Genomic DNA, 23,138 nt, shown 5'->3' with positions numbered 1-23,138 from the left:
TTACGCCGACGCGCGTTGGCACATCCCGCGCGTCACCGCACAAGGGCACGCTTCCATGGACCGACCTCCCGTTTCTCGCGGCTTCAAATCCAGGCGACAGGCACCCGAAGCCGCCCGGCTGCCGCCGGGTCAGTATCTGACGACCGACTTCCCGGTGCTGTCCGCCGGACCCACGCCGGATATCCGTGTCGCCGACTGGAAGATTGCGCTTCAACTCGGCGGATCGTTGCTGGGGAAATGGACCTGGGACGAATTCGAGGCACTGCCCCAGACCACGATCGCGGTCGACATTCACTGCGTCACCAAATGGACCAAGCTCAGCACGGTCTGGCAGGGCGTCAGCTTCGACGACCTTCTCAAGGTGGTCGGGCTGAGCGAGCCGCCGAACGCCTATGTCATGGCGCATTGCGACGGCGGATACACGACGAACCTTCCGGTGACCGACCTGGTCGCGGGAAAGGCGATGATCGCGACCCGCTATGAGGGCCTGCCGCTCGCCCCGGCGCACGGCGGCCCCGCGCGACTCCTGGTGCCGCATCTCTACTTCTGGAAGAGCGCAAAGTGGCTGCGAAGGCTCCGCTTCATGCCCAAGGACGAGCCCGGGTTCTGGGAATCGCGTGGTTATCACAATTATGGCGATCCCTGGCGGGAGCAGCGCTATGACGGCGACTGATGCGCCTCTGCAGCAGCCCAGCATCGCGTGGCAGACCGGTCGCGTGCAGGCCATCGTGACTGAGACAAGCCGGGTGAAGAGCATCATCCTGCAGCCGGCCAACTGGTCCGGGCACTGGCCCGGCCAGCACGTCGACATCCGTCTCACCGCCGATGACGGCTATCAGGCCGAACGAAGTTACTCGATCGCATCGCCTCCGGAAGAAAAGCTGCTCGCTCTCACCGTGGAACGGGTCGAGGACGGTGAGGTGTCGTCCTATCTCCTCGACGAATTGCAGGTTGGTGATGCTCTCGAATTTCGGGGGCCCATTGGGCTGCATTTCATCTGGAGTCAAACGCGCGGTGGACCGATTTGCCTGGTCGCGGGCGGTACCGGGATTACGCCTTTGATGGCCATGTTGCGCCACCGCAGGAGGTCGCTCGCACGCATACCGGCATCATTGATCTATTCGGCACGCAGCCTTGCCGAAATCGTGTATCGGGATGAACTCGCTACGATGGCTCGCGGCGATCGCGACCTCCGCCTGGTCTATGCGCTCACCCGCGAGCATCCGAGCGACTGGAACGGACATCGGGGACGGGTCAACGAGGCGCTGCTCGCAGAGAACAGCTTTACGCGCGAGCAGAATCCCACGTTCTTCATTTGCGGTCCCACCGGGTTTGTCGAGGGCATCTCGAGCATGCTCGTGAAGCTCGGCTTCGACCCTCTCGCCATAAGAACCGAGCGTTTCGGGCCAACAGGAGCATGATCGCCATGGCAGACAACATCGCCGACCTCATTCTTGGCGGTGACCCCGGCACACATTTGCTTCAAGAAGCCTTTGCCTTTGACATCACCCTGACGAAGATCCGGTGCGCGGCATGCAACACCGTGTCCTGCCTTGGCTCTCTCGCCGTCGACGGCGGGCCGCTGGAGGCGCTCGTCAAATGCGCCGATTGCGGAAGCGATCTGATGAAGGCGACGCGCACTCAGAGGGGATGTGTCCTTGAAATGCACGGTGCCCGGCACCTGTACTTCTGAATGCCGCGCCCGATCGCCCGCCAAGCCCCGAAATCAAAGACCCGCCATGCACGGTGAAGACATCCACCTCGCTGAAATCGAGCGCCAGATTGCCGCCACGGCGGCGAAGCTTCGCGAGCTGATTGAACAGTCGGCCTCACATGTCGCCGCGATGAGCGAAGAGCTCGTCGGCCAGCGAATTGACGATCAGGCCGCGCGGCTCGAGATTCTGATCAGGCGCCGCGACGAGCTCCTCAGAGCCAGATCTGGCGAAGACTGAAAAGGACGGCCGGGGCAGATCGGGAAGCGTCAGCCGTGAAATTTCAACCCGTCGACGATCTTGTCGATCACCTTGCGCTCGGCGCGCATCGAAATTCCAACCAGATTCAGGTCTGTGCGGGAAACGGCCTTCACGACCTCGCGGTTGGCGGCGTCGTGAGCGGTCCTGAACATGTCCTCGGTATAGAGCCCCGGCGTCACTCCGCGCGTCAGTGCGCGATCGAGCGCGCGAGATAGCGCCGCGCGGTCGGCGCCATAGATCAGGATGGGCTGGCCGATCAACGGCAGATATTTCGTCCCGGAGCCGTCTTCGTAGGGGTCGCCGATGCAGGCCGGAAAAGCCGCCGCGATCCCGCTGGCGAGGAAAGAGGCCACGTTCAGCTTCTGCCACGGCTCAAGGTCGGTGCGGACCACGACCGCGATCTTGGTGTCAAACTGCATGACGGTTTTGCCGCTATTCCTCAGCGCTCGCGAAGAGCGAAAGAGCCCTTACTCCATGCTTGCGCGCATCGAACGCTTTTGCAAGTGGGCCACTTCCGCGGACGGCCTTCGGGTGAAAACCGATTATATCGATTTCACCTCGCCGCCGTCCATCCGCAATGCCGAGCCGGTCATCCAGCGCGCGCCGGGCGATACGAGGAACGCCATCAACTCGGCAATCTCTTCCGGCTCACCGTAACGCGCGATCCCGGCGTCCTTGGGAAACTTCGCCGTGGCTTCCTCGACGGTCATGTTGTGCAGGGGCGCCCAGTGCTCGAGGTAGGAGCGGCGGCGGCCCGTCATCACCGGCCCCGGCAGGACGCTGTTGACCTGGACGCCATCGCTGATTCCCTTGTCGGAGAACGCCTTTGCCAAGGCGACGATTGCAGCGTTGATGGTGCCGACCGCGGCATAGGGCGCCTTGGGGAAAGAGGCCGAGTTTCCCGACATCAACACCACCGCCCCCTGCGCGGCCATGAGCGACGGCCAGGCGGCGATCGTGAGCCGCCGGGCGCCATGCAGCTTCAACGCCAGTCCGGCGTCCCACTGTGCTTCCGTCGTCTCGAACAGATCGACCTGAGGTACCGCGCCTGCGATATTGAGCAGGGCATCGATCCGGCCGAACGCCGCCAAGGTCTGGTCGACGACAGATTGAGCGGCACGAGGTTCGGCCAGATCGGCATCGATCACCAGCACCCCGGCGCCGGCGGCCCGGACCGCCCTTGCGGTGTCCTCGAGATTGGCGCGGTTTCGCGCGACCAGGGCAAGCGCCGAGAAATCGCGCGCCAGGCGTACCGCGGTCGCCCGGCCGATTCCCTGGCTCGCCCCCGTCACGATGGCGACTGATTTCGACATATGAACCCTCCCGAATACCAAGCTTGCAAATATCAGTCGCGAACAACGACCATCTTTCCGACTGCCTCGTTCGCCTCCATGACGCGATGCGCCTCGCGAATCTCGTCGAAGCGAAAGACCCGCGCCGGCTTGACGTCCAGCCGGCCGGCCGCCGCATCGGCGGCGATTTCCCGCAGCGGCACGTCGGAGAGCGGGAACCCGGGCGTGCCGAACACGAAGCTGCCGAAGAAGGTCAGGTAGACGCCGCTCGGCATCTGCAGCAGCGGGTTGAAATCCGGAATCGGATCAAGCCCGCCGAGCCAGCCGGCGAGACAGGAGCGGCCGCCGCGGCGAAGCATGGCGAGAGTGTCGAGCACGACGCTGTTGCCGACGAGGTCCAAGACTGCGTCGACCTGCTTCGCCTCGGGCAGATGCTTCGAGAGATCGCGCCGTTCGATTTCGCAGCGCGCGGCTCCGAGCTTCTCCAGCAGGGCAAAGCGTTCCCGGCTGCGCGTCGTCGCGATGACCCGCGCGCCGGCATTGACCGCAAGCTTGAGTGCGGCCTGACCGAACGAGGACGTCGCTCCGCGAATGACGAGAACCTGACCTTTCGCGAGATCGAGATTTCGGAAGAGACAGGTCCATGCCGTCGCGAAGGTTTCGGGGATCGCTGCGAGCTCGGCCCAGGGCAAATCCGCATCGATCGATGCGACGTTCGAGACCGGCGCACGCGTGTATTCGGCGTAGCTGCCGTTGATGGTTCGACCGAGACCGCCCATCAATGCGGCCACCTTGGCGCCCACCGGAAATTCTCCGCCCGGGCACGACTTGCCGAATCCCTTGACCTCGATGACGGCATGACCGAGCTGCGGCTCCGGCTCCGGAACGTCTCGATAGACGAGGCTGTCCAAGCCACCGAATTTTTCAAGAACGATGGCGCGCATGATGGCTCTCCCGACGTTTCTCGCGGCGAGGGAAGCGGCGGTTACCCATTCGAATTCAGCTGGCCAAGAAAATCACCGATCGAAGCTGCGATCTCCCGCGCGTGAGTCTCGAGCGCAAAGTGCCCTGTGTCGAAGAAGCGCACTTCGGCGCCCGGCATGTCGCGCTGAAACGCCGTCGCGCCCGCCGGCAGGAAAAAGGGATCGTTCTTGCCCCAGACCGCCAGGAAGGGCGGCTTGTGCTTGCGGAAGTAGGCCTGGAATTCCGGATACATGGCGACGTTGGTCCTGTAGTCGCCGAAGAGATCGAGCTGGATCTCGTCCGCGCCTGGGCGCTCGAGATAATGGTTGTCCAGCGTGAAGCCATCAGGGGAGATCAGGGAGGTGTCAGGCACCCCGTAGGTGTATTGCCAGACCGTCGTCTCCGGCGAAAGGAATGATCGCAGCACCGCCCGATTCGCTTGCGATGCATCTTGCCAGTAAGCCCGGATCGGGCTCCAGCCATCGCTCAATCCCTCCTCATAGGCATTGCCATTCTGCGAGATGATGGAAACGATGCGCTCGGGATGCCGAAGAGCCATCCGAAAGCCCGTCGGCGCGCCATAGTCGAAGACGTAGAGCGAGAAACGGGCGAGTCCGATGACTTCTGTGAACCGTTCGATCACCTGCGCCAACGCGGCAAACGTATATGCAAAGCTTTCGCGAGCCGGCATGTCGGACTGGCCGAACCCGGGCAGATCCGGCGCCACCAGTCGGAAGCGATCCGAGAGTGCCGGGATCAACTCGCGGAACATGTGGCCGGCCGTCGGAAATCCGTGCAGCAGCAGCAAGGCGGGCGCGTCAGCCCGGCCAGCCTCCCGGTAAAATACGTTCAGTCCGTCCACGTCCGCCTTGCGGTATCGAATGCTCGTCATCTGCGGTCCCTCCCTCGACACCTGTTGCGCCCGGTGAAATCGATGTTCCGATGGCAGCCGATCCGAGGCGGTCTCACCTGGACATTTCGTGGCTCGGGGCGATCCGGTTACAGACTTCCCGGGGATTTCTGCCCGTACGAGGCTGCCTGTCGCCTGCTCTGCCCGATCTATCGTGCCTCGGATCTATTCATTCGAACCCCCTGCGATAGTCCGTAGGAGTCCAACCCGTCGCTTTGCGAAAGGCGGAGCTGAAGGAGCTCGTTTGCGCATAGCCCAGGCTGAGTGCGATGTCCGTAATCGATACCGCGCGATCCGCCAGCCGCAGCTTGGCGAACTCCATGCGTCGCTGCACCTGATACTGGTAGGCCGGGATTCCGAACGACTTCTTGAAAGCGCGGCAGAAGTGGTGAACGCTGAGCCTGACGAGCTCGGCGAGCTTGAGGAGGCAGACCTGTTCTCCCAGATGCCCCTCGACGTACTCGACCACGACACGCTTCTGCCAACCCGCGAGACCTCCACGACTGACCGCTGCCGGTTCGCGAACAACATCGTGATCAGACCTGGAAAGCTCGTGGGCGAGCACGCCGCAGAGCGCTTCGAGGTAGGGCGCGCAATTCGTCTCGGCGCTCTCGATCGCCTTCTTCAATTTGGAGGCGGTTTCCCAGACCAGCGGATCCTCGAAGTATATTCTCGGCGCGAGCCCGGCCGCGCTGTCGTCGGACTTGTGAAGCGCGGCGGGATCGAAGTAGAGGAAGGTCACCTGCGCAGACGAGGCAGTCTCATGCCATTCCCGATAGGCGCGTCCCGCCGGGACAAAGGTCAGCCTGTGCTCGGAGCCGCGCAGCTTCGACGAGCAGAGGCCATCGATGGAGGTCTCACCGCTTTTCCGCGCTCCCTCGTTGTACAACGCCAGGAGATGTCTCGACCCCTGAAAGCGAAATTCAATCCTGTTGCCGACCGGGAGGTGAACGCTCTCCGAAAACCACCAGCGCCAGCCTATCCCAAGGCGCTTCACCGGCTCGGAAGGCGTTATGCTGACCGTCGGATGAAGCGCTGCGTCGGACGGCCTAGAAGACAGCGTCTCGTCCACCGGCCGGATTGGCGAAGCGGAGACCGCCATCCGTGGCGTGCTCTCACTCGAATTTGATACGTACATCCCCATCGTCGTCGCCCTGTTCTGTGCTCCGGATGGCCGCGTCCAATCGTCAACGAATTTCTGCACGGAGGAGATGCCCTGGTCGCCTGGATACGGGCGTTGAAGCCGCAAGCTGCACGTGACGTTACCTCTCCGGTCAAGACGCGCTGCCAACGCCGGCTGACAGCACCGCACAGGGGCAACATGCTTTTCATCGCCCCCGCGGACAATCTCACGCTTGTGCTGTTCCGGCCCATACTTAGGTATGGGTCGCGTGCATTGAAGGCGCCGAGATGATTCAGCACGAGATGCCAGTCCCGAAGCTTCAGCCCTGGAGTTGGAGCGCTTCTGCCATTCGGACGAGCATTGCCGCGGTTTTTGCCCCGAGCTTCCGCATCACGCTGCCACGATGCATCTTGACTGTCGCTTCGCTGATCGAGAGCTCGCTGGCGACCTGCTTGTTCATCAGACCGGATGCCACCAGCGTCATCACTTGCCGCTCGCGCGTGGTCAGGAGTGCAAACTTCTCCTGCAACTGCGTCAGGTGCGCGCTGTCGTCGCGCCGATCGATGTCCTTTCGGATCGCGGCCGTGATCGCATCGAGAAGGTCCTGATCCCGTATCGGCTTGGTGAGAAAATCGACCGCCCCCAGCTTCATGCCTCTTACCGACATGGGAATGTCGCCAAAGGCGGTCATCAGGATCACCGGGATTCCGACATTGATTTTCGTCAGGTACTCCTGCAGCTCCAAGCCACTCGTGCCGGGCAATCTGACATCGAGCACCAGGCACGCAGGGGCATCCGACAGTTCGACCTTGAGGAAATCCGAGGCTGATCCGTACAGGGCGACCTTGTAGTGCAGGGACTCGAGCAGATCGCCAAGGGACTCGCGAACCGCGCGGTCATCGTCGACGATATGAACAACGCCGGAAGGAGGCATGTCTACCGGCTTTCCGACGTCTGAACCGCCTGGCGAAGCGGGAGAGCGAAGGTGAACTTCGCTCCGCACCTCCCGTTTTCTTCCACCCATAGCTGTCCTCCGTGGAGTTTCACTATCTTGCGGCAGATCGACAGTCCCAGACCGAGTCCCGCTCCCTTCGTCGTGTAGAGCGTCTCGAAGACCCGCTCTCTATCAGCCGGGCTGATGCCGCCCCCCGTATCCGCGATTGCCACGGAAATCATACCATCGGCGACCCCCGAAGAGAGGGCCAAAATGCGGTTCCCGTCCTCGACCCCGGCCATGGCCTCGATCGCGTTGCGCACGAGGTTGAGGGCGACCTGCTGGACCTGAACACGGTCTGCTTCGACACGCGGCGATGATCGATCGAAGTCGGTACGGACGATGACCCCGGCTCGCTCGATTTCCCTGTTCGACAGAAGCAGAACCTCCGCAACCGCATCGTTGATATCGAACTCGGCAAAATGGACCTGCGTGCCCCGCACGAGAGAGCGGACCCCGGTCACAACCTCCGCAGCTCGACGTGCCTGTCTGATGATGCGTGCGACCGATTTGCGGGCCTCCGCGGCCTGAACGGGATCCCGGGCGAGCCACCGGAGGCAAGCTTCCGCGCTCATGATCATGCCCGTCAGCGGCTGGTCGATCTCGTGAATGATCGAGCCGGCGAGCTCGCCAAGGGACGTCAGACCCGTCGCACGCGCAAGCTCGTTTCGCGCGTCGGCGAGAGCCTGCTCCGCCGCCTTCCGTTGCGAGACATCCGTGATGATGCCTTCCAGCTCGAGGTCTCCCGTGGGCCCCTCATCGAATTGCCCAACGGCGACGACATGCAACGTCTTGCCGTCCCGGTGGATCACGCGGTACTCGTGGGTGAATGGCGACTTCGTGCTGATCGCCTCGGTGAGGTCTTGCTCCAGCGCGGGATAATCCTCGGGATGGACCCGGCTCCTGAACACCTCGAAGGGCACGGGGTTCACGTCCAGGTCGATATCCAGGATGCGGTAACATTCGCGCGATCCGCGCGAGAGCAGGGTCCGCGTGTTCCAGCGATAGCTGCCCATCCCGCCGATCTGCTGCCCTCTGACCATCCACATATTGGTCTCGCGCAGCGCCTCGAACAGGCGGACGGATTCGAATGAGACGGCGGCCTGATTGGCCAGCATGGATGTCACCCAGACGCATCGCGGCGTGAAGATCTCCGCATCTCCATCCGCTTCGAGATAGAGAACGCCGATCGCCCAGTGCTGGTGAATCAACGGCAGGCACAGCTGCGCTATCTTTCCAGACGGCGGGTTCGCGGGATCGATCAGTGCGGAGCTCTCCGCGCCGGCTTGCCTCACGACCGTTTGCTTTCGATCGAGCACCTCTTCGGCAAGGTCGCTCGGCAGGCGGAATTCGGCGTGCGGCGGGAAGGAGGCAAGGAAGTTCGCCCTCTCGCGCGGGAAGCTCGCATCGGCCTTGGCAAGCAGCTCTCTTTGCCCGCTGAGCAGGATCGCCCCCCGACTGGCCCCGGAGTAGCTCAGCGCCTCCATGAGGAGAGCCTTGGCCAATCCCTGATAGCTGATTTCTCTCGAGATAATCTGAAACGCCTTTGCGACCAGATCGAGTTCGTGCGTCTCGTTATCAAGCCTCATACTGAGATGTCTCGTCGTGAAAATCATTTCCAGACGTCTCGACGCATCACCCCGCCGCTTGCGTATCGAGGGGTGGGACGAGAGCGCGTCAGTACGCCGCAACATGTAACGGGACTTGCGAACGTTGCCAAGTTTGGTCGCGAGAGCCGCGGTTCACGAGCCCGCGCCGTGCACGTCGTTGCGCATTGCCCCGATTTTTTTCGAAGCAGCTGTAACCGATGCGACGTTTGCTCCGAATGTCTACGAAAGTGCGGAGCAGCGGCAGTGCGCCCCGCTGGCCGTCGGCATGACTCGCCTGCTGTTCAGGCCCGATCGGGGCGTCGAGACACTGCCGCGCAGGCCTGCATCGGCAAGGAAACAGGAATGATGACCGCGGACTCTCCGAAGACAAAACGCCTGAATGCCCTCTCGGACGCGGTTTTTGCAGTCGTTATTACAATTCTCGCCCTGGACCTGCGCCCGCCGCACGCTCCGAGCCTCAATGCTCTGTTCGAACTCTGGCCGACCGTCATCGGCTACGCAGTCAGCTATCTCTTCATCGCCATCGTCTGGGTGAACCATCACCATCTTCTGCACTATGCCAGCGCGGCGACGCCCCGATTGATCTGGGGAAACTTCGCTCATCTGTTTTCCGTATCGCTGCTGCCGTTCTCGACAGCCTGGATCGCGAGCTCAAAGCTGGCGCCGCTGCCCGTCACCGTCTACGCCGGCGTATTCGCCCTGGTGAACGCGACCTATCTGCTGCTGTGCTGGGAAGCCGTCGACCGGCCGGCGATCGAGGCGATCCCGGACAAGGCGCGCATGATGATGCGGATGCGATCCTTGACCACCCTGTTCGGCTTCCTCGCCGCGGCGGCCGTCTCGTTGCACTATCCCATTCTCGCGCTGGCCATGATCTGCATCTGCCTTGCCATGTATCTCAAGCCTCAGGTCTCAGGACACGGGCCGCATCTTGCTTCAGCAGATACAACGATACCGCAAGCAGCACGACATCCTTCATCAGGAACGGAACGTTACCCGTCATCGCCGGAAAGCCGCCTGCAGCAGCGTCCCAACCGTCCGGCATAAACGGAATGATCGTGACTGTTGCGATGAAGGTACCGGTCGATCCAAGGGCGCCCAGAATGCCGAGCCGCTTGCTCCAGAAGCCCGCGAATATCAAAGCACCAAAGGTCCATTCGGCGACGCCGAGGAACCAGCTGGCGCCTTGATGGCCGAACGCGGGATAGAGCCACCAGATCAGCGGACCGTTGCTGATGAAGGGGTCCAGGCGGTCCGCCTCGTACGCCCACCATTTCTGGTAGCCGAAGAAGAAGAACAGGATCACCATCGACGCCCGGACGATGTGGTAATCCAGGTCTCCCGCAAGCAGCCCCGATATCGGCAGCCTGCTTGCGAACGATTTGCGCTGGGCTCTCGCCAATGTACTCATGGTGCCGATCCTCCTGATCCTAACTGACAGGCCCTTGCGCGGTCAGCGCCTGACCGAGATCGATCAGAAGCCGGCAGACAAGGCCGTCGGGTGCGAAGTCGAGATCGACCTGCGCGCCCGGCAGGGCCCTTGCGATCAGTTGCGTGCCAAAGCCCTTGCGTACTGGCTTGGTCACAATCGGTCCGCCGCGCTCGCGCCACTGGATCGCAAGACCTTGTCCGCCGAGATAGGGCGGGCTTTCCCAGATCACCTCGACGGCTCCTGCCGTCGATGTCAGCGCGCCGTACTTGCTCGCGTTGGTAACCAGCTCGTGAATGATGACGTGCAGCGCCAAGGCGATGTGCGGCTCCAGTGTGAGGTCCGGCCCCGCGAGCAGAATGCGGCCTCTGTGAAACATCGCGTGCGGCTTGAGCGTTCGCTCCAGCATCGCCGCGAGAGACACGCGCTGCTCTCCCGCGGATTCGATCATCCTGTAGGCGTCGGACAGGGTCGCGATCCGTGCCGAGAGCGCCTCGCGAAAATCGGCGGTCGTATTCGCATCGGTGTTGTTCACGAAGCACAGAACGATGCTGAGGATATTGCGCATGCGATGCTGCAATTCCCTGACGACAAGCTCGAGCTCGTCATCCCGGATCGGGGCGATCCGCTCAAAGTGCGCGCACCCGCTTCCGCCGTCGTGGAACGAACCGGTGACAGTGTGCCTCATGTGCAGACCTATCGCTGTTTGCTGAACCGGATTTCGATCAACATCCGCGGCAGATTTTCAGCTTCTTGTCGAGATCTGCGTCCAGACCTTCCAGTTTCCGGTTGAAGTCGGTAATGCGCTTCTGCAACGCATCCTCGGCGACTGAATTCGGCATGAATTCATTGCCGCGCGGCTGCACCTGGACGGTCTCAGCCGGGCTCGGCGCTTTCGGCGACGGCGCCGGGAGCGGATCTGCCAGGGCGGTTAGAGGAATGGCGGCGAAGCTCAGGATGAGGGATGAACGGAGTTGCATGGTCGCGCCTCAACGCAGTTGATTGCCGTGATGACGCGCACATTATGCAGCATGTGTACGAGCCTCGCTGTTCGTGGATTGCGCCGATTGAGGCGATATTGTTGGAAATGATTCCGTCTGCGCCCCGATTCATCCTAGGGTGCCGCCGGCGCGGGCCTTTGCTCCGCGAGAATGACCGAGAAGAGCCCGCTGTCGTCAGTCCAATCGGCGACGGGATGCCATCCGCCGGCCTGCAGCAGGACGAAGGCATCCCTCCGCCCGTATTTGAGGCTGTTCTCCGTGTGGATGGTCTCGCCCTTCGACAACGAGAAGACGCGACCGTCGACCTCGAAGCGGACGTCGCGCGTGGCTTCCAGATGCATCTCGATACGCGCCTCCGCATCATTCCAGCGCGCCAAATGGCGAAACGCGCCCAGGGGAATCGAGCCGCCCAGCTCGCGGTTGATCCGGTGCAAGAGGTTGAGATTGAATGCGGCCGTCAGCCCTTGCGCGTCGTCATATGCTGGCAGCAGAACATCCTGATCCTTGATACGGTCGATGCCGATCAGCAGCATCGATCCGGCACCCAGGGTCACCGCCATCGCCCGCAACAGGTCGACCGCCGCAGGCACAGTGAGGTTTCCGATCGTCGACCCCGGAAAGAAGCCGAGGCGCGCAGTCGAGGCAATCTCGTCCGGCAGCGCAAAGGGATAGGTGAAATCGGCCTCGGTTGGATAGATCGGCAGTCCCGGGAATGCATGCGACAAGCCTACCGCAACCTCCCGGAGGAATTCGCCCGAGATGTCGATCGGCACATAGGCAGAAGGCTCCGTCTCTGCCAGCAACAGTCGCGTCTTTGCCGACGAGCCTGAGCCGAATTCTATGACTGCGCGGCCCGGCCCCGCGAGCGCGGCGATTTCCGATGCTGCGGACGCAAGGATCGATCGCTCGGTTCGTGTCGGGTAGTATTCGGGCAGCAGCGTGATGGCTTCAAACAGAGCCGATCCGCGGCGGTCATAAAGCCATCTCGCCGGAATTGCCTTTGGCGCGAGGCTCAGCCCTTCCATGATGTCATAGCGGAACGCCGCCGTCAGGTCGGCCACCGTAGATCGCATTTCGTTCTGGAGTTGAAGCAATTTCGGCTTTCCTTCGCACGACGTCTCGGTCGGCCCGGCCCGCGGCCGCAATGACGTCAGGATACCAATGTGGACAATTTCTTCAGGCCGCGATGGATATTGATCTTGACCAGGGCCGCCGACTGTCCGGTCGCACCGGCCGCTCGCGCGATGCTCAGACCATTAAGCTTCACGAGGCGGATCACGGTCTCTTGCGCAGGCTTCAACCGGCCAAGCAGCTGGTCCAGCGCAGCAGCGCTGATCGCGGCACCTTCGTGATCCTCGATTGCGATGTCTTCGTCGAGCGCGAGCGCGCTGTAGCGAGACGCATCGCGCACGCGATCGACCCATTTGTAGCGGGCAATCGCCGTAACCCAGGCGCCGAAGGGCTTCGAGGCCGCGAACGTGTGGCGTTTCGCGTGAATGGCCAGGAGCACCTCCTGCCTCGCATCGTCGGCGGCGGGATAGGGAAGCCGGCGCGCGTAGTAAGCCCGAAGCCACAGATCCAGCTCCCGCAGCAATCGCTCATATGCGTCTCCATCCCCTGCTCGCGCCGCAAGCAGAAGCCGGCCCCATCGCTCCGAACAATCGTTCCATCTCTCCCAACGGGCCGCCCTCCGGCGATCATGTCGCGGCGAATCCATATCCCCCCGGGGGCGTGCACGCCCCGGATCGTCGCCGCCAGACGATTGCGTCGCCATAGAGGACGTGATGTCGTCAGCCGAGAGCGCTTTCATCTTCGAAGGCTCCTGTCGAGACACTCAAGCAGCGCGCTCGTTTCGAACGGCTTTCTGAGAAGGCAGAATGCGCCGATCGAGGCCGCTTCGGCGTCCAGCTGCTTGTGAGGAAGCGCGGTAATGAGAATCACCGGCGCTCCGACCTTCTGCTGCTGGAGCTCGCGAACGAGGTTGAGCCCACCCATTCCAGGCATGTGAACGTCGGCAATGATGCAGTCGAAGCTGAACCGGCCGGCGTAGCTCAGCAGCGCTTCGGCCCTGTCAAACGGCTCGGAGCGGTAGCCGATCGATCGCATCAGATCCACCAAAGACAGGCACAGGGCCTCGTCGTCATCGACGACACCTACGTAAGGGACCTTCACCTGACTTACCCTCGCAAGACGCGATCATCATCGAAACGCGATCGCAACACGGGCGATTGAAGCGCAAGCCGCTCTCCAGTTGACCAGGCGGCTGCTGTCGTGACGTTCGATGCTTGTTCGCGAGAGGCACATGTTCGGTCTCCCCAACTGAGGAAAATCCAGTAGCTGCGCCAGGATCGGTTGCGCATGTCGGCCTCGAGCATGCGTTCGGTGGGTGCCTCCGACAATCTCGCGATTGTGATGCACAGACCCATACTTTGGTATGGGTTTGCGGCGCCAAGAGCGAGCCACCGAGGGCGACGCGATGTCAGGCCACGCCGATCCCGGTCGCCTGCGGCCGAACAGCGCAAGTTTGAGAAATGCACGATAACCCGCGCACAGGGCGCCCTTCGAAGCTTGGCTACCGTTCAGATCGCGACAGACGTCGACGCCGCCCTTGGCGCCAATCCGCGACCTCGAGGATGAGACGACATCAGATGGACCATCTCATAAAGAAGCTGTCCGAGCTCGATCTGGTCAGAGGCGATTTTGACTACCATGTCACGCGTGTGGCGATGATCGTCGTCTTCTTCGTCTTCAGCTGCCAGAAATGGTTCGACTACGAAGCGCACGCGTTGATTCCGTTCATCAGCAATGGTCCGCTGATCTTCTGGCTGTATCCGGTGTTTGGCGTGCGCGGCGCGGCCTACTTCCTGGGTTCAGCGGAATTGTTGTTTGGATTGCTTCTTCTGCTCGGCTTCTGGAGCAGAAGAGTGGCGATCCTGGGATCGCTGGGTTCATGCGCGACCTATGTCGCCACCGTGACGATCATTCCGTTTTTCCCCGATGCCTGGCCCGCGCCGGCCGGCGGATTTCCTGCGGCCACGTTGCCGTTCCTCTTCCTCATGAAGGATGTTGTACTGCTTGCGGCTTCCGTCTATCTGCTCAAGCGTGACCTCCTCCGGGCAGCAGCCGACGTGTCACCGGCTCAGAACGGGATTGTTCGACAGGAAGCGATGCAATAGTGCCGGTTGGCACTGGAAGAGCAGGATCAGCGTGCCGGGCCGCCCGATGAACGCAGCTTCCCAGCCGGCCGCCACGGCGCTACGCGTATCCCAGGCGTGGCAGGCGATCATGCAGAGCTGCGAGGGGACGCCAAGTTCATTCTCCATTTGAGCGTAGGTTTGCGGCGACGGCTTACAGATCTTGAAACTGTCCTCGCTGAATGACCTTTCGAAGAATCCCGCAATTCCCCCACGCTCAAAGCTGGAGGGTCTGAACTTCAGCCAGGTTATTCGCAGAGTGAACAGCCTGAAGCCAGCAGCGCGGAGCCGTCTTCCAGTTCACCGTGCCGATCGATGACGGCTTTGCGGTTGGTTGAGCCACGCCCCGAAATCCGAATGTGGCTCATGCCATGGCTCCGATCCCGGCTATTGTTGGGGATTGGCGTTGGGAGTACGTTCCCGGACGGGACAGGTGAGCACCTTTCCCTCCTTTTCAATCGACTGGCCGGCTAGTTCCGGAGTCCGGCAGATGCACGTATCCTCGCGGGTATCCACGAACGGCAATGCCGGTCTCAAAGCGTCATGGGACGACGGCGAGCGCGTCTTTTGTCGCGAATGGCGCCGGGGCGCCGATGGCGATGTCAACAGTGTCCTGACCGTAAGGGCGGCGACGGAACATCCGCCGGCCGCGGTCCTCGACCGGCTCGCCCATGAATACGCCTTGCGCGACGAGCTCGATGGGACCTGGGCCGTACGGCCGCTGGAGCTGATTCGCGACGGTGGTCGAACCTTGCTGATATTGGAAGATCCCGGCAGCGAGCCGCTCGAGCAGTTGCTCGGCGCGCCGATGAAGCTGGACCATTTCTTGCGATTGGCTCTCGGCATCACCACCGCCGTCGACCAGCTGCATCGGCAGGGCCTGGTCCACAAGGATTTGAAGCCGGCCAATCTTCTGGTGACCGGGGCAGACGAGGTCAGGATCACCGGATTCGGCCTCGCATCTCGCCTGCCGCGCGAGCGACAGCAGCTCGAACCACCGGAGACCATGGCGGGCACGCTGGCCTACATGGCGCCCGAGCAGACCGGCCGCATGAATCGGTCCGTCGATTCCCGCAGCGATCTGTACGCAATCGGCGTGACGTTCTACCGGATGCTGACGGGCGCACTGCCGTTCACCGCGGCCAGTCCGATGGAATGGGTGCACAGCCACATCGCGAGACGTGCCGTTCCGCCCGCCGAACGAGTCAATGGCGTGCCTTATGCCGTGTCGGCGATCATCATGAAGCTCCTCGCCAAGACGGCCGAGGACCGCTACCAGACCGCAGCCGGTCTCAAGAGCGACCTGGAACGGTCACTCGCCGAATGGGAAGCGCAGGGACGAATCGATGATTTCGTCCTGGCCCAAACCGATACACCGAACCGCCTGCTGATTCCCGAACGGCTCTACGGCAGGGAGCACGAGATCGAGGCGTTGCTCACCTCGTTCGATCGCGTCACCCGGAGCGGCACGCCCGAGTTGATCCTGGTGTCCGGCCCCTCCGGTATCGGCAAGTCCGCTTTCGTCGACGAAATGCACAAGGCCTTGGTCCCGTTGGGAGGGTTCTTCGCCTCCGGCAAGTTCGATCAGCACAAGCGCGATATGCCTTACGCGACGCTCGCGCATGCGCTCCAAGGCCTTATCCGAGGCCTCCTCGCCAAGAGCGATGCCGATCTGGCACCCTGGCGTAACGCACTGCACGAAGCGCTGGGCCAGCTCGGTCAGCTGATGGTGGATCTCGTACCGGAGCTGCGGCTGGTGATCGGGGATCAACCGCCTGTCCCGGAGGCTCCCCCGCAAGACGCACAGCGACGCTTCCAACTCGTCGTTCGACGCTTCATTGGCATCTTCGCCAAGCCTCACCATCCGCTCGTGCTTTTCTTCGACGACCTGCAGTGGCTCGACGTGGCCACACTTGATCTGATCGCGTTTCTTCTGAACAGATCCGACCTGCAAAATCTGCTTCTCATCGCCGCCTTTCGACGCAAGGATGTCGACGTCAAACATCCGCTGGCACAACGGCTCGTCGAAATTCGCGCCTCCCGTAAACGGGTGCGGGAAATCGACCTGGCACCCCTCACCCGCGCTGCCGTCGAGGAACTCACCGCGGATGCACTTCACTGCGAGCCGGCATACGCCATGCCCCTGGCGCAGCTGATATACGAGAAGACGAACGGGAATCCGTTCTTTCTCACGCAGTTTCTGCGGGCACTGGCCGAAGAAAACCTACTGACCTTCGATCATGACAAGCGACAGTGGCGCTGGGATCTCGAACGCATCAAGGAAAAAAGCTACGCCGAAAACGTCGCGCGCCTCATGGTCGGCAAGCTGAGCGGTTTGCGCGACGAGACACGTCGGGCCCTGCTGGAGCTGGCCTGCCTGGGCAACAGCGCCGAGATCGCAACGCTCTGCCTCGTGCACGGAGCATCGGAGCAGACGCTGCACGCGGATCTGCGAGACGCGACGCGTCTCGAACTGGTCCGACGCCTCAAGAGCTCTTACGCGTTCGTCCACGATCGCGTGCAAGAGGCCGCTTATGCGCTTCAACCGGACCAGGACAGGCGAACGGCCCTGCACCTTCGGATCGGTCTGGTCCTGGCAGCGCAGCTGACGCCCGACGAAACCAACGAGCGCGTCTATATCGTTGCCAACCAGCTGAACCGCGGCATCGCCGCTCTGACCAACGGCGCTGAACGCGAACAGGTCATTGCCGTCAATCTCGCCGCGGGCCGGCGCGCGCGAAATGCAACGGCCTACCACGCGGCGGCAACCTACCTTGAAATCGCCCGCGAACTGCTCGGGGAGGAAGGGCATCCGCGGTGCAGCCGGGACGCCTTCGCGATCGGCCTGCTCCACGCCGAATGCAAATTCCTGCTCGGCGAGCTGAACACGGCGGAAGCGGAATTGACGGTCCTGTCGCAGAGCTGTTCGGACATTCAGGCGAGCGCCGAGGTCGCCAGACTCCAGGCGCAGCTATACACCACCGCGGGACAGCTCGAGCGCGCGGTCGACGTTTGCCTCGCATTTTTGCGCAGAACCGGGATTGACTGGTCTCCTCATCCCAGCCGCAGCGAGGTGGACGAGGATCGGCGACGCCTGCGGAGCTTGACCGAAAAGCTGTCCGACGAGCAGCTTCATGCGCTACCGCCGATGACCGATCCGGATCATCGTGCGACCATGGGCGTCCTGGCCGACCTCCTCACGCCTGCGTTTCTCACCGATCGCAACCTCTCCGACACCATGCTCTTGGAGGCCACTCGACTGACGCTCCAGCACGGGACCAGCCCTGAAGCGTGCTACCCGCTGACCGCCATATTCGGCGTGCTCGCGAGCAATTCAACCGATGCTGAACTTGGATTCCGGCTATCGCAATTTGGCGCAGCCCTTGCTGACAGGCAGCCGCAGACAGGGCTGAGCGGCCGGGCGCTTTTGGTATTCGGCCTTCACGTGACCCCATGGATTCTCCCGATCCGATCGGGACGGCCGTTCATTCGGCGCGCTCTTGCGATCTGCTTGACGACCGGAGATCTGGCATTCGCGGCGTATTCGCATCGCGGACTGATATCGGTGGATCTCTTCTGCGGCGATCCGCTCACGGACGTCTGCTCGCGCGCCGAGCGGTCCCTGGCATTCGCCGAGGGTCTGGGCGTCCGATTGGCTGCGGAGGGCCTCATCAGGCAACGAGATCTGGCGCAGAGCCTTATGGGGCGCGATGGCCGGAATGACTTCGAGAGCCCCGCGGCGCTTCAGCCCTCGGATGCGAGCGAACCGATAAGCGCCTTCTTCTACTACGCGACGCAAATTCAGATCGAAGTCATTGCCGGACGTGACGATGTCGCGATTGCCCTCGCCGCACGCGCAGAAGCGCTCTCATGGTGCGTCCGCTCTTATTCGGATTTCACCGAATACCGGTTCTACACGGCACTCGCTCATGCCGGGGCTTATCACGCATCACGCCCCGAGGATCGCGAGCGGCGCCTCGGCGACCTCCGGGAACACCACCGCAAGCTGACAGTCTGGTCCAACCGCTGCCCCGCGAATTACGCTGCCCGGCAGAAGCTCGTCGCGGCGGAACTTGCGCGCATCGAAGGCCGCGAACTCGAGGCGGAACAGCTCTACGAGGAATCGATCCGATTGGCGCAAGAATCCGGATTCGCGCAGATCGAGGCGATCGCTGCGGAACGCGCAGCAGGGTTCTACGAGGCGCGCGGCATTCGAACGGTTGTCTTGTCCTACCTGACAAAAGCGCGCGATTGCTACGCGCGCTGGGGCGCCGAGGCGAAGGTGAGCCAGCTCGAGAAACTCCATCCGAACCTGCGGGAGAGAGGATCCGCGCTCAGCGCCGCAGGGACGATCGGAGCACCTGTCGAGCAGCTGGACCTTGCGACGGTTCTCAAGGTGTCGGAGGCTGTTTCAGGCGAGATCGTGCTGGAGAAGCTCACGGAGACCCTGCTTCGTTCGGCCATCGAGCACGCGGGTGCGGAACGTGGCGTGCTGATTTTACCGAGGGGTTCCGAGCTGAGAATTCGGGCGGACGCGGTGACAGGCGGCGGTTTGATCGCTCTCGATCTCGCCGATTCACCGATCTCCGCCGCTGAAGTCCCGATGTCGATCGTCCTTTACACGGCTCGCACCCAGGAAAGCGTCGTGCTCGACGATGCCTCGACGAGCAGCGCGTTCGGCGGCGACGAATACATCCAGAAGAAGCACGTCCGATCAGCCTTGTGCGTGCCGCTCGTCAAGCAAGGCAGGGCGGTGGCATTTCTGTATCTGGAGAACAATCTCGCCTCGCGCGTCTTCACACCCGCCCGGATCGCGATCCTCAAGTTTCTCGCATCCGAGGCTGCGACCTCGCTCGACAATGCCCGTCTGTACCGGGAGCTTCAGGAGCGGGAGTCGCGGATCCGCCGGCTGGTCGAGGCCAACATCATCGGGATCTTCATCTTCGATCACACCCCCGACATCCTCGATGCCAACGACGCGTTCCTGAAGACCATGGGATATGATCGCGAGGATCTCGCCGCGGGCCGGTTGCGCTGGGCAGATCTGACGCCGCCCGAATGGCAGGAGCGCACCGACCGCGCCCGGGCCGAATTGAAGGCGACGCGGGTTGTCCACCCGTTCGAAAAGGCGTTCTTCCGCAAGGACGGCAGCCGGGTGCCGGTGCTGACCGGCGGAGCCTTGTTCGACGACGAGCAGGAGCAAGGCGTTGCCTTCGTGCTGGATCTCAGCGAGCGCAAGCGCGCCGAAACCGAGGCACGCGAGAACGAGCAGCGTTACCGCGTGGCTCAGATGGAGCTGGCCCACGCCAACCGCGTGGCGGTGATGGGACAGCTGACGGCGTCGATCGCCCACGAGGTCAATCAGCCGAACACCGCCGTCATCGCCAGCGCGCAAGCGGCCTTGAGCTGGCTCGATCACCAACCACCGGCACTGGAGCAGACGCGCAGGGCGCTGACACGCGCCATCGAGAACGGCATCCGCTCCAGCGAGGTCATTGAGCGAATCCGGGATCTCGTCAAAAAATCACCGCCCAAACGGGATTCCCTGGCGATCAACAGCGTCATCGGCCAAGTCATCGAACTCACGCAGGCTGAAGCAGCGCGGCACGATGTGTCGATCCAGACGATATTCGCCGATCGTCTGCCCAAGGTCATCGGGGATCGCGTCGAGCTGCAGCAGGTCACGCTCAACCTGATCCTGAACGCCATCGAGGCCATGAGCGAGACAACGGGGGGCAAGCGCGAGCTGTTGATCCAGACCGCGAGAGCAGATGCCGAGAGCATACGCGTATCGATCACGGATTCGGGACCGGGCTTGTCTGCGGAGAGCCTCGCGCGGCTGTTCGAACCCTTCTACACGACCAAATCGGGCGGCCTCGGTGTCGGACTGTCGATATGCCGTTCGATCATCGTGGCGCATGGCGGCAGGCTCTGGGCGACCGCAAACGAACCGCGCGGCGCCGTCTTCCAGTTCACTGTTCCGATCGATGACGGCTTTACGGTTGGTTGAATCATCTCGGCTGGCGTCATCACGCCGCAAAATTGGTGGGATGACCTGTAACCAAGGCCGGGCCGCGGACGAAATATAGCCATCGGATCGCGCCGGCGAAGCCAAGCACGGGCCGGAACAGATCCGCCATCGACGGCGTGCTGCAGGGAGAGATCAATTGGGACTGTCCTGGCAACAAGGCCCGCTTTCAACGGGAGCAATCGGCCGCTTTCTCGTCCCCGAGCCGCTGCCCAAGCGACTCCTGTACGTCGAACCGTTACGCCGCCGCATCCGCGTGCGCTTTGGGGGAAGCTGGATCGCCGATAGCGAGCGGGTGCTCCTGCTTTTCGAACCGGGCCGTTATCCCGTCGCCTATTTCCCGGAGGCCGATGTTTCCCCACATGTGCTGGAACCCACCGAGCACATCACTCAACACGCCGATCTTGGGCCGACGTCCTGGTACAGCGTTCGGGTCGACGAGCAACACATCGCGGCGCGCGGAGCATGGCGGCACACCGACCTGCCCGCCCATGCAGGCGATTTGCAGGGTCTGATCGCTTTTGCCTGGCGGGCCATGGATGCCTTCTACGAGGAAGACGAACGCATCGTGGGCCATGCCGCCGATCCCTATCACCGCATCGACATCCGCCAGACCTCTCGTAACCTGGTGGTCAACCACCAGGGCCAGGTCATAGCCGATACAAGGCGGCCGCTGGTCCTTTATGAGTCCGGCTTTGCACCGCGTTGGTATGTTCCTCGTGCCGACATCGATGAGTCTGCCCTCACTCCGGTCAAGCTCCAGACCTTCTGCCCGTACAAGGGCCTCTGCAGCTATTACTCCATCGGAGACGCGCGCCAGGCGGCATGGTCGTATCCCGACGCCTATCCCGAAGTCCGGCGCATCTCCAGTTTTGTATCGTTCGAGCCGGACATCGTGACGGTCCATCTCGATGGCACGCAGCTGCGTCTCGAACCCGGCCAATTAGTGGTTCCACACGGCCCCGATCGTAATCTTGACATCGCCGAGGTGGTCGCCGAGCCAACGCCTGGTGGCCAGCCCGCTGAAGCTGCAACCAGTCCCCTCCATCGACGCTCGTGAGACGAACGAGCATATCTTCGAGATCGCGCAGCATTCAGCCTTTCGCGTCCACGACTATTGTGGCCCTCAACGGAGCCGCTCATCCCGAGCCTCCGCTACGGGAGCGCCACAATGTCCCATCGTTCGAACCAGACACGCTCGATCCGCTCCACTTTTGCGGGCCTTCTCCTGATCGGCCTGCTGTCGCCCGCACATGCTTCCGACCGGAACAGCTCTCGCGACGTCCTCCCCGATCTGCCGTCGCGGGCCGCCGCGCGTTTCGCCTCGGTCGAGCCGACGTCGCGCCTGCCCTGGCTCGCTCCGGTCGGCCACCGTCAGCCGAGCCGGGCCGACGCGCCTCAATCAGATGCCCTGTCGGCCTGGGAGCGCGAGCAGCAGCAGCGCGATCAGATGCTGGATCGCAAGCTCATCATCTGCCGCGGATGTTGAGCTAGCCCGGCCACCTCACGCGCGCCGGCCTAGGCATTCTCGACACCCGATGCCGCCTCGGCGCTCTTCGCCAGCTCCAGCTCGTCAATCGTCGCAGGCGACTGCGCAGCCTTTCGCCATTGCGCGGGAGTGATGCCCATGTGGCTCTTGAAAGCCCGCTGGAATGCCGCCTCGGACAGATATCCGACCGCTTCAGCCACCGCTCCGGTCGAGAGCGAGGATTTCCTCAGTTCGTTCGTTGCCAGCGTCATGCGGATGTCGGTCAGCAGCTCGCTCGGCGAACGTCCGACCTTCTCCTGGAATTGACGGGCGAGTGTCGCACGCGACATGTTGGCGAGCTGCGCGAGCTCGGGCAGCGTCCATGCGCGCGCGGGCGCATTGAACATGGCCGCGACGACCGGCGCGAGGCGCGGGTGACCTGCGAGCGCAAGCAGCCCGCGTGGCGCGTCCCCGGTCTCGCTGGCGAGGCGCAGTACGAGCGCGAACATCGCCGTCGACAACGCGTTCAGCATCGCGCGGCCACCCAGCTGATCGTCTGCGGTCTCGCCGCGCATCAAGGCAACGAGGCCTGCGAGCTGCCCCGCCGTATCCCGCTCTCCGGCCTGCGCGCCGGCCCTCACGATCAGCACCGGCGGCAGATAGTTGCGCAGCAGCCGGTCGTGCGGCGGGGCGATCGAAAAATGTCCGCACAGCAGATCGAGCCGCGCGTCCGAGCCGGGATTCTCGCTGATCGTGAAGTTGAGTGAGGCGCGGTTGCGGGCCTTCAGCGGCGCAGCTCCGCTGCCGTCGTGCATCACGTGCCGGGGGTTGCGCGGCAGCAGCAGAATGTCGCCGGCCTCCAGTAGCAACGGCCGGCCTCCCGCCGGATCGTCCAGCACCGCCGAGCCTGCGAGCACCGCATGGTACGGGATCTCGTTGACCTCGCCCGGCCCCTGCTCGATCCGCCAGGGCGCGCCGTAGGAGCAGCGCAGGTCCAGACGGCCGCGCACCGGCATCATCTCGAACAGCCGGCTCAGCCAATCCATCGTATTCCTCTCTCGGTATGTCATTTGAGACGATTGAGCATATATACAAGCATATCAAGCATTCAACATCTCATGCCACGACCCTACTGTCACTCCGCAATCGTTCA

The 23,138-nt window shown here is 62.8% G+C and carries 22 protein-coding genes and 1 pseudogene; 9 read left to right on the top strand and 14 right to left on the bottom strand.

The window, feature by feature from the left end:
* The first annotated feature begins 55 nt into the window (after nt 1–55).
* From AB7531_RS05350 to AB7531_RS05335, 4 genes are read left to right on the top strand one after another with little or no spacing between them, the layout of a single operon-like run.
* On the top strand, nt 56–673 hold the full coding sequence (locus AB7531_RS05350; RefSeq protein WP_063980890.1) for a sulfite oxidase-like oxidoreductase: 618 nt from the start codon (nt 56–58) through the stop codon (nt 671–673).
* Nucleotides 660–1,421, top strand: coding sequence for a ferredoxin reductase (locus AB7531_RS05345; protein WP_063980889.1), 762 nt, complete (start codon nt 660–662; stop codon nt 1,419–1,421). The genes AB7531_RS05350 and AB7531_RS05345 overlap by 14 nt, the downstream gene beginning before the upstream one ends.
* 5 nt (nt 1,422–1,426) lie before the next feature.
* Nucleotides 1,427–1,693: a DUF6510 family protein gene (locus AB7531_RS05340; RefSeq protein WP_224517587.1), complete on the top strand. Its 267-nt coding sequence runs from the start codon at nt 1,427–1,429 to the stop codon at nt 1,691–1,693.
* A complete protein-coding gene (locus AB7531_RS05335) occupies nt 1,659–1,952 on the top strand; it encodes a hypothetical protein (RefSeq protein ID WP_187387914.1) in 294 nt (97 codons plus the stop codon). Before AB7531_RS05340 ends, AB7531_RS05335 begins: the two co-directional genes overlap by 35 nt.
* Before the next feature lie 29 nt (nt 1,953–1,981).
* Here the strand turns inward: AB7531_RS05335 and AB7531_RS05330 are convergent, their stop codons facing one another.
* The 7 genes from AB7531_RS05330 to AB7531_RS05300 form a co-directional block, all read right to left on the bottom strand.
* Nucleotides 1,982–2,392 carry a DUF2000 family protein gene (locus AB7531_RS05330; protein WP_063980886.1) on the bottom strand — a complete coding sequence of 137 codons (411 nt, stop codon included), beginning with the start codon at nt 2,390–2,392 and terminating at the stop codon, nt 1,982–1,984.
* A 123-nt stretch (nt 2,393–2,515) separates the two neighbouring features.
* The gene (locus tag AB7531_RS05325) at nt 2,516–3,286 is read right to left on the bottom strand and encodes an SDR family oxidoreductase (protein ID WP_063980885.1); all 771 of its coding nucleotides are present in this window, start codon (nt 3,284–3,286) and stop codon (nt 2,516–2,518) included.
* 32 nt (nt 3,287–3,318) lie between these two features.
* Nucleotides 3,319–4,209, bottom strand: a complete 891-nt coding sequence (locus tag AB7531_RS05320; RefSeq protein WP_063980884.1) for a zinc-binding dehydrogenase — start codon at nt 4,207–4,209, stop codon at nt 3,319–3,321.
* Between the two features lie 41 nt (nt 4,210–4,250).
* A complete protein-coding gene (locus tag AB7531_RS05315) occupies nt 4,251–5,120 on the bottom strand; it encodes an alpha/beta fold hydrolase (protein ID WP_063980883.1) in 870 nt (289 codons plus the stop codon).
* A 187-nt stretch (nt 5,121–5,307) separates the two neighbouring features.
* Nucleotides 5,308–6,210, bottom strand: coding sequence for a helix-turn-helix transcriptional regulator (locus tag AB7531_RS05310; RefSeq protein WP_231143842.1), 903 nt, complete (start codon nt 6,208–6,210; stop codon nt 5,308–5,310).
* Nucleotides 6,211–6,580: 370 nt separating this feature from the next.
* Nucleotides 6,581–7,195 (bottom strand): response regulator transcription factor, encoded by a 615-nt coding sequence (locus AB7531_RS05305; protein ID WP_063980882.1) that lies wholly within the window; start codon nt 7,193–7,195, stop codon nt 6,581–6,583.
* 2 nt (nt 7,196–7,197) lie between these two features.
* Nucleotides 7,198–8,844, bottom strand: a complete 1,647-nt coding sequence (locus AB7531_RS05300) for an ATP-binding protein (RefSeq protein ID WP_063980881.1) — start codon at nt 8,842–8,844, stop codon at nt 7,198–7,200.
* A 6-nt stretch (nt 8,845–8,850) separates the two neighbouring features.
* Between AB7531_RS05300 and AB7531_RS05295 the strand changes: the two are divergent.
* Nucleotides 8,851–9,480: pseudogene (locus AB7531_RS05295) on the top strand (TMEM175 family protein); the annotation flags it as partial.
* A 283-nt stretch (nt 9,481–9,763) separates the two neighbouring features.
* Here AB7531_RS05295 and AB7531_RS05290 read toward each other — a convergent pair.
* From AB7531_RS05290 to AB7531_RS05265, 6 genes are all read right to left on the bottom strand, one after another.
* Nucleotides 9,764–10,276, bottom strand: coding sequence for a YkgB family protein (locus AB7531_RS05290; protein ID WP_084794953.1), 513 nt, complete (start codon nt 10,274–10,276; stop codon nt 9,764–9,766).
* A 19-nt stretch (nt 10,277–10,295) separates the two neighbouring features.
* Entirely contained in the window at nt 10,296–10,982 is a 687-nt protein-coding gene (locus AB7531_RS05285) for a sensor histidine kinase (protein WP_063980879.1), read from the bottom strand.
* Between the two features lie 37 nt (nt 10,983–11,019).
* A complete protein-coding gene (locus AB7531_RS05280; protein WP_063980878.1) occupies nt 11,020–11,274 on the bottom strand; it encodes a hypothetical protein in 255 nt (84 codons plus the stop codon).
* 134 nt (nt 11,275–11,408) lie between these two features.
* Nucleotides 11,409–12,368, bottom strand: a complete 960-nt coding sequence (egtD, locus tag AB7531_RS05275; protein ID WP_063980877.1) for an L-histidine N(alpha)-methyltransferase — start codon at nt 12,366–12,368, stop codon at nt 11,409–11,411.
* Nucleotides 12,369–12,445: 77 nt separating this feature from the next.
* Nucleotides 12,446–13,105 carry a sigma-70 family RNA polymerase sigma factor gene (locus tag AB7531_RS05270; RefSeq protein ID WP_084794952.1) on the bottom strand — a complete coding sequence of 220 codons (660 nt, stop codon included), beginning with the start codon at nt 13,103–13,105 and terminating at the stop codon, nt 12,446–12,448.
* Complete coding sequence (locus AB7531_RS05265; protein WP_063980875.1) at nt 13,102–13,467, bottom strand: response regulator transcription factor; 366 nt, start codon at nt 13,465–13,467, stop codon at nt 13,102–13,104. Before AB7531_RS05265 ends, AB7531_RS05270 begins: the two co-directional genes overlap by 4 nt.
* Before the next feature lie 476 nt (nt 13,468–13,943).
* On the opposite strand from AB7531_RS05265, the gene AB7531_RS05260 reads away from it, so the two are divergent.
* The 4 genes from AB7531_RS05260 (at nt 13,944) to AB7531_RS05245 (ending at nt 22,006) form a co-directional block, all read left to right on the top strand.
* Nucleotides 13,944–14,471 carry a YkgB family protein gene (locus AB7531_RS05260; RefSeq protein WP_063980874.1) on the top strand — a complete coding sequence of 176 codons (528 nt, stop codon included), beginning with the start codon at nt 13,944–13,946 and terminating at the stop codon, nt 14,469–14,471.
* A gap of 508 nt (nt 14,472–14,979) precedes the next feature.
* Nucleotides 14,980–20,499: a trifunctional serine/threonine-protein kinase/ATP-binding protein/sensor histidine kinase gene (locus tag AB7531_RS05255; protein WP_063980873.1), complete on the top strand. Its 5,520-nt coding sequence runs from the start codon at nt 14,980–14,982 to the stop codon at nt 20,497–20,499.
* A gap of 157 nt (nt 20,500–20,656) precedes the next feature.
* On the top strand, nt 20,657–21,577 hold the full coding sequence (locus tag AB7531_RS05250) for a DUF427 domain-containing protein (RefSeq protein ID WP_063980872.1): 921 nt from the start codon (nt 20,657–20,659) through the stop codon (nt 21,575–21,577).
* 111 nt (nt 21,578–21,688) lie between these two features.
* Nucleotides 21,689–22,006 carry a hypothetical protein gene (locus tag AB7531_RS05245; protein ID WP_231143840.1) on the top strand — a complete coding sequence of 106 codons (318 nt, stop codon included), beginning with the start codon at nt 21,689–21,691 and terminating at the stop codon, nt 22,004–22,006.
* 29 nt (nt 22,007–22,035) lie between these two features.
* Here AB7531_RS05245 and AB7531_RS05240 read toward each other — a convergent pair whose 3' ends face one another.
* Nucleotides 22,036–23,031 (bottom strand): AraC family transcriptional regulator, encoded by a 996-nt coding sequence (locus AB7531_RS05240; protein ID WP_063980871.1) that lies wholly within the window; start codon nt 23,029–23,031, stop codon nt 22,036–22,038.
* Nucleotides 23,032–23,138: the final 107 nt, after the last annotated feature.

The sequence above is a fragment of the Bradyrhizobium sp. 63_E2_N1_3 genome (assembly GCF_052076005.1).
In the GTDB taxonomy this organism is placed as follows: Bacteria; Pseudomonadota; Alphaproteobacteria; order Rhizobiales; family Xanthobacteraceae; genus Bradyrhizobium; species Bradyrhizobium barranii.
The sequence above is the reverse complement of the archived record's forward strand: the minus strand, read 5'-3'. Positions and strand labels throughout refer to the sequence as shown.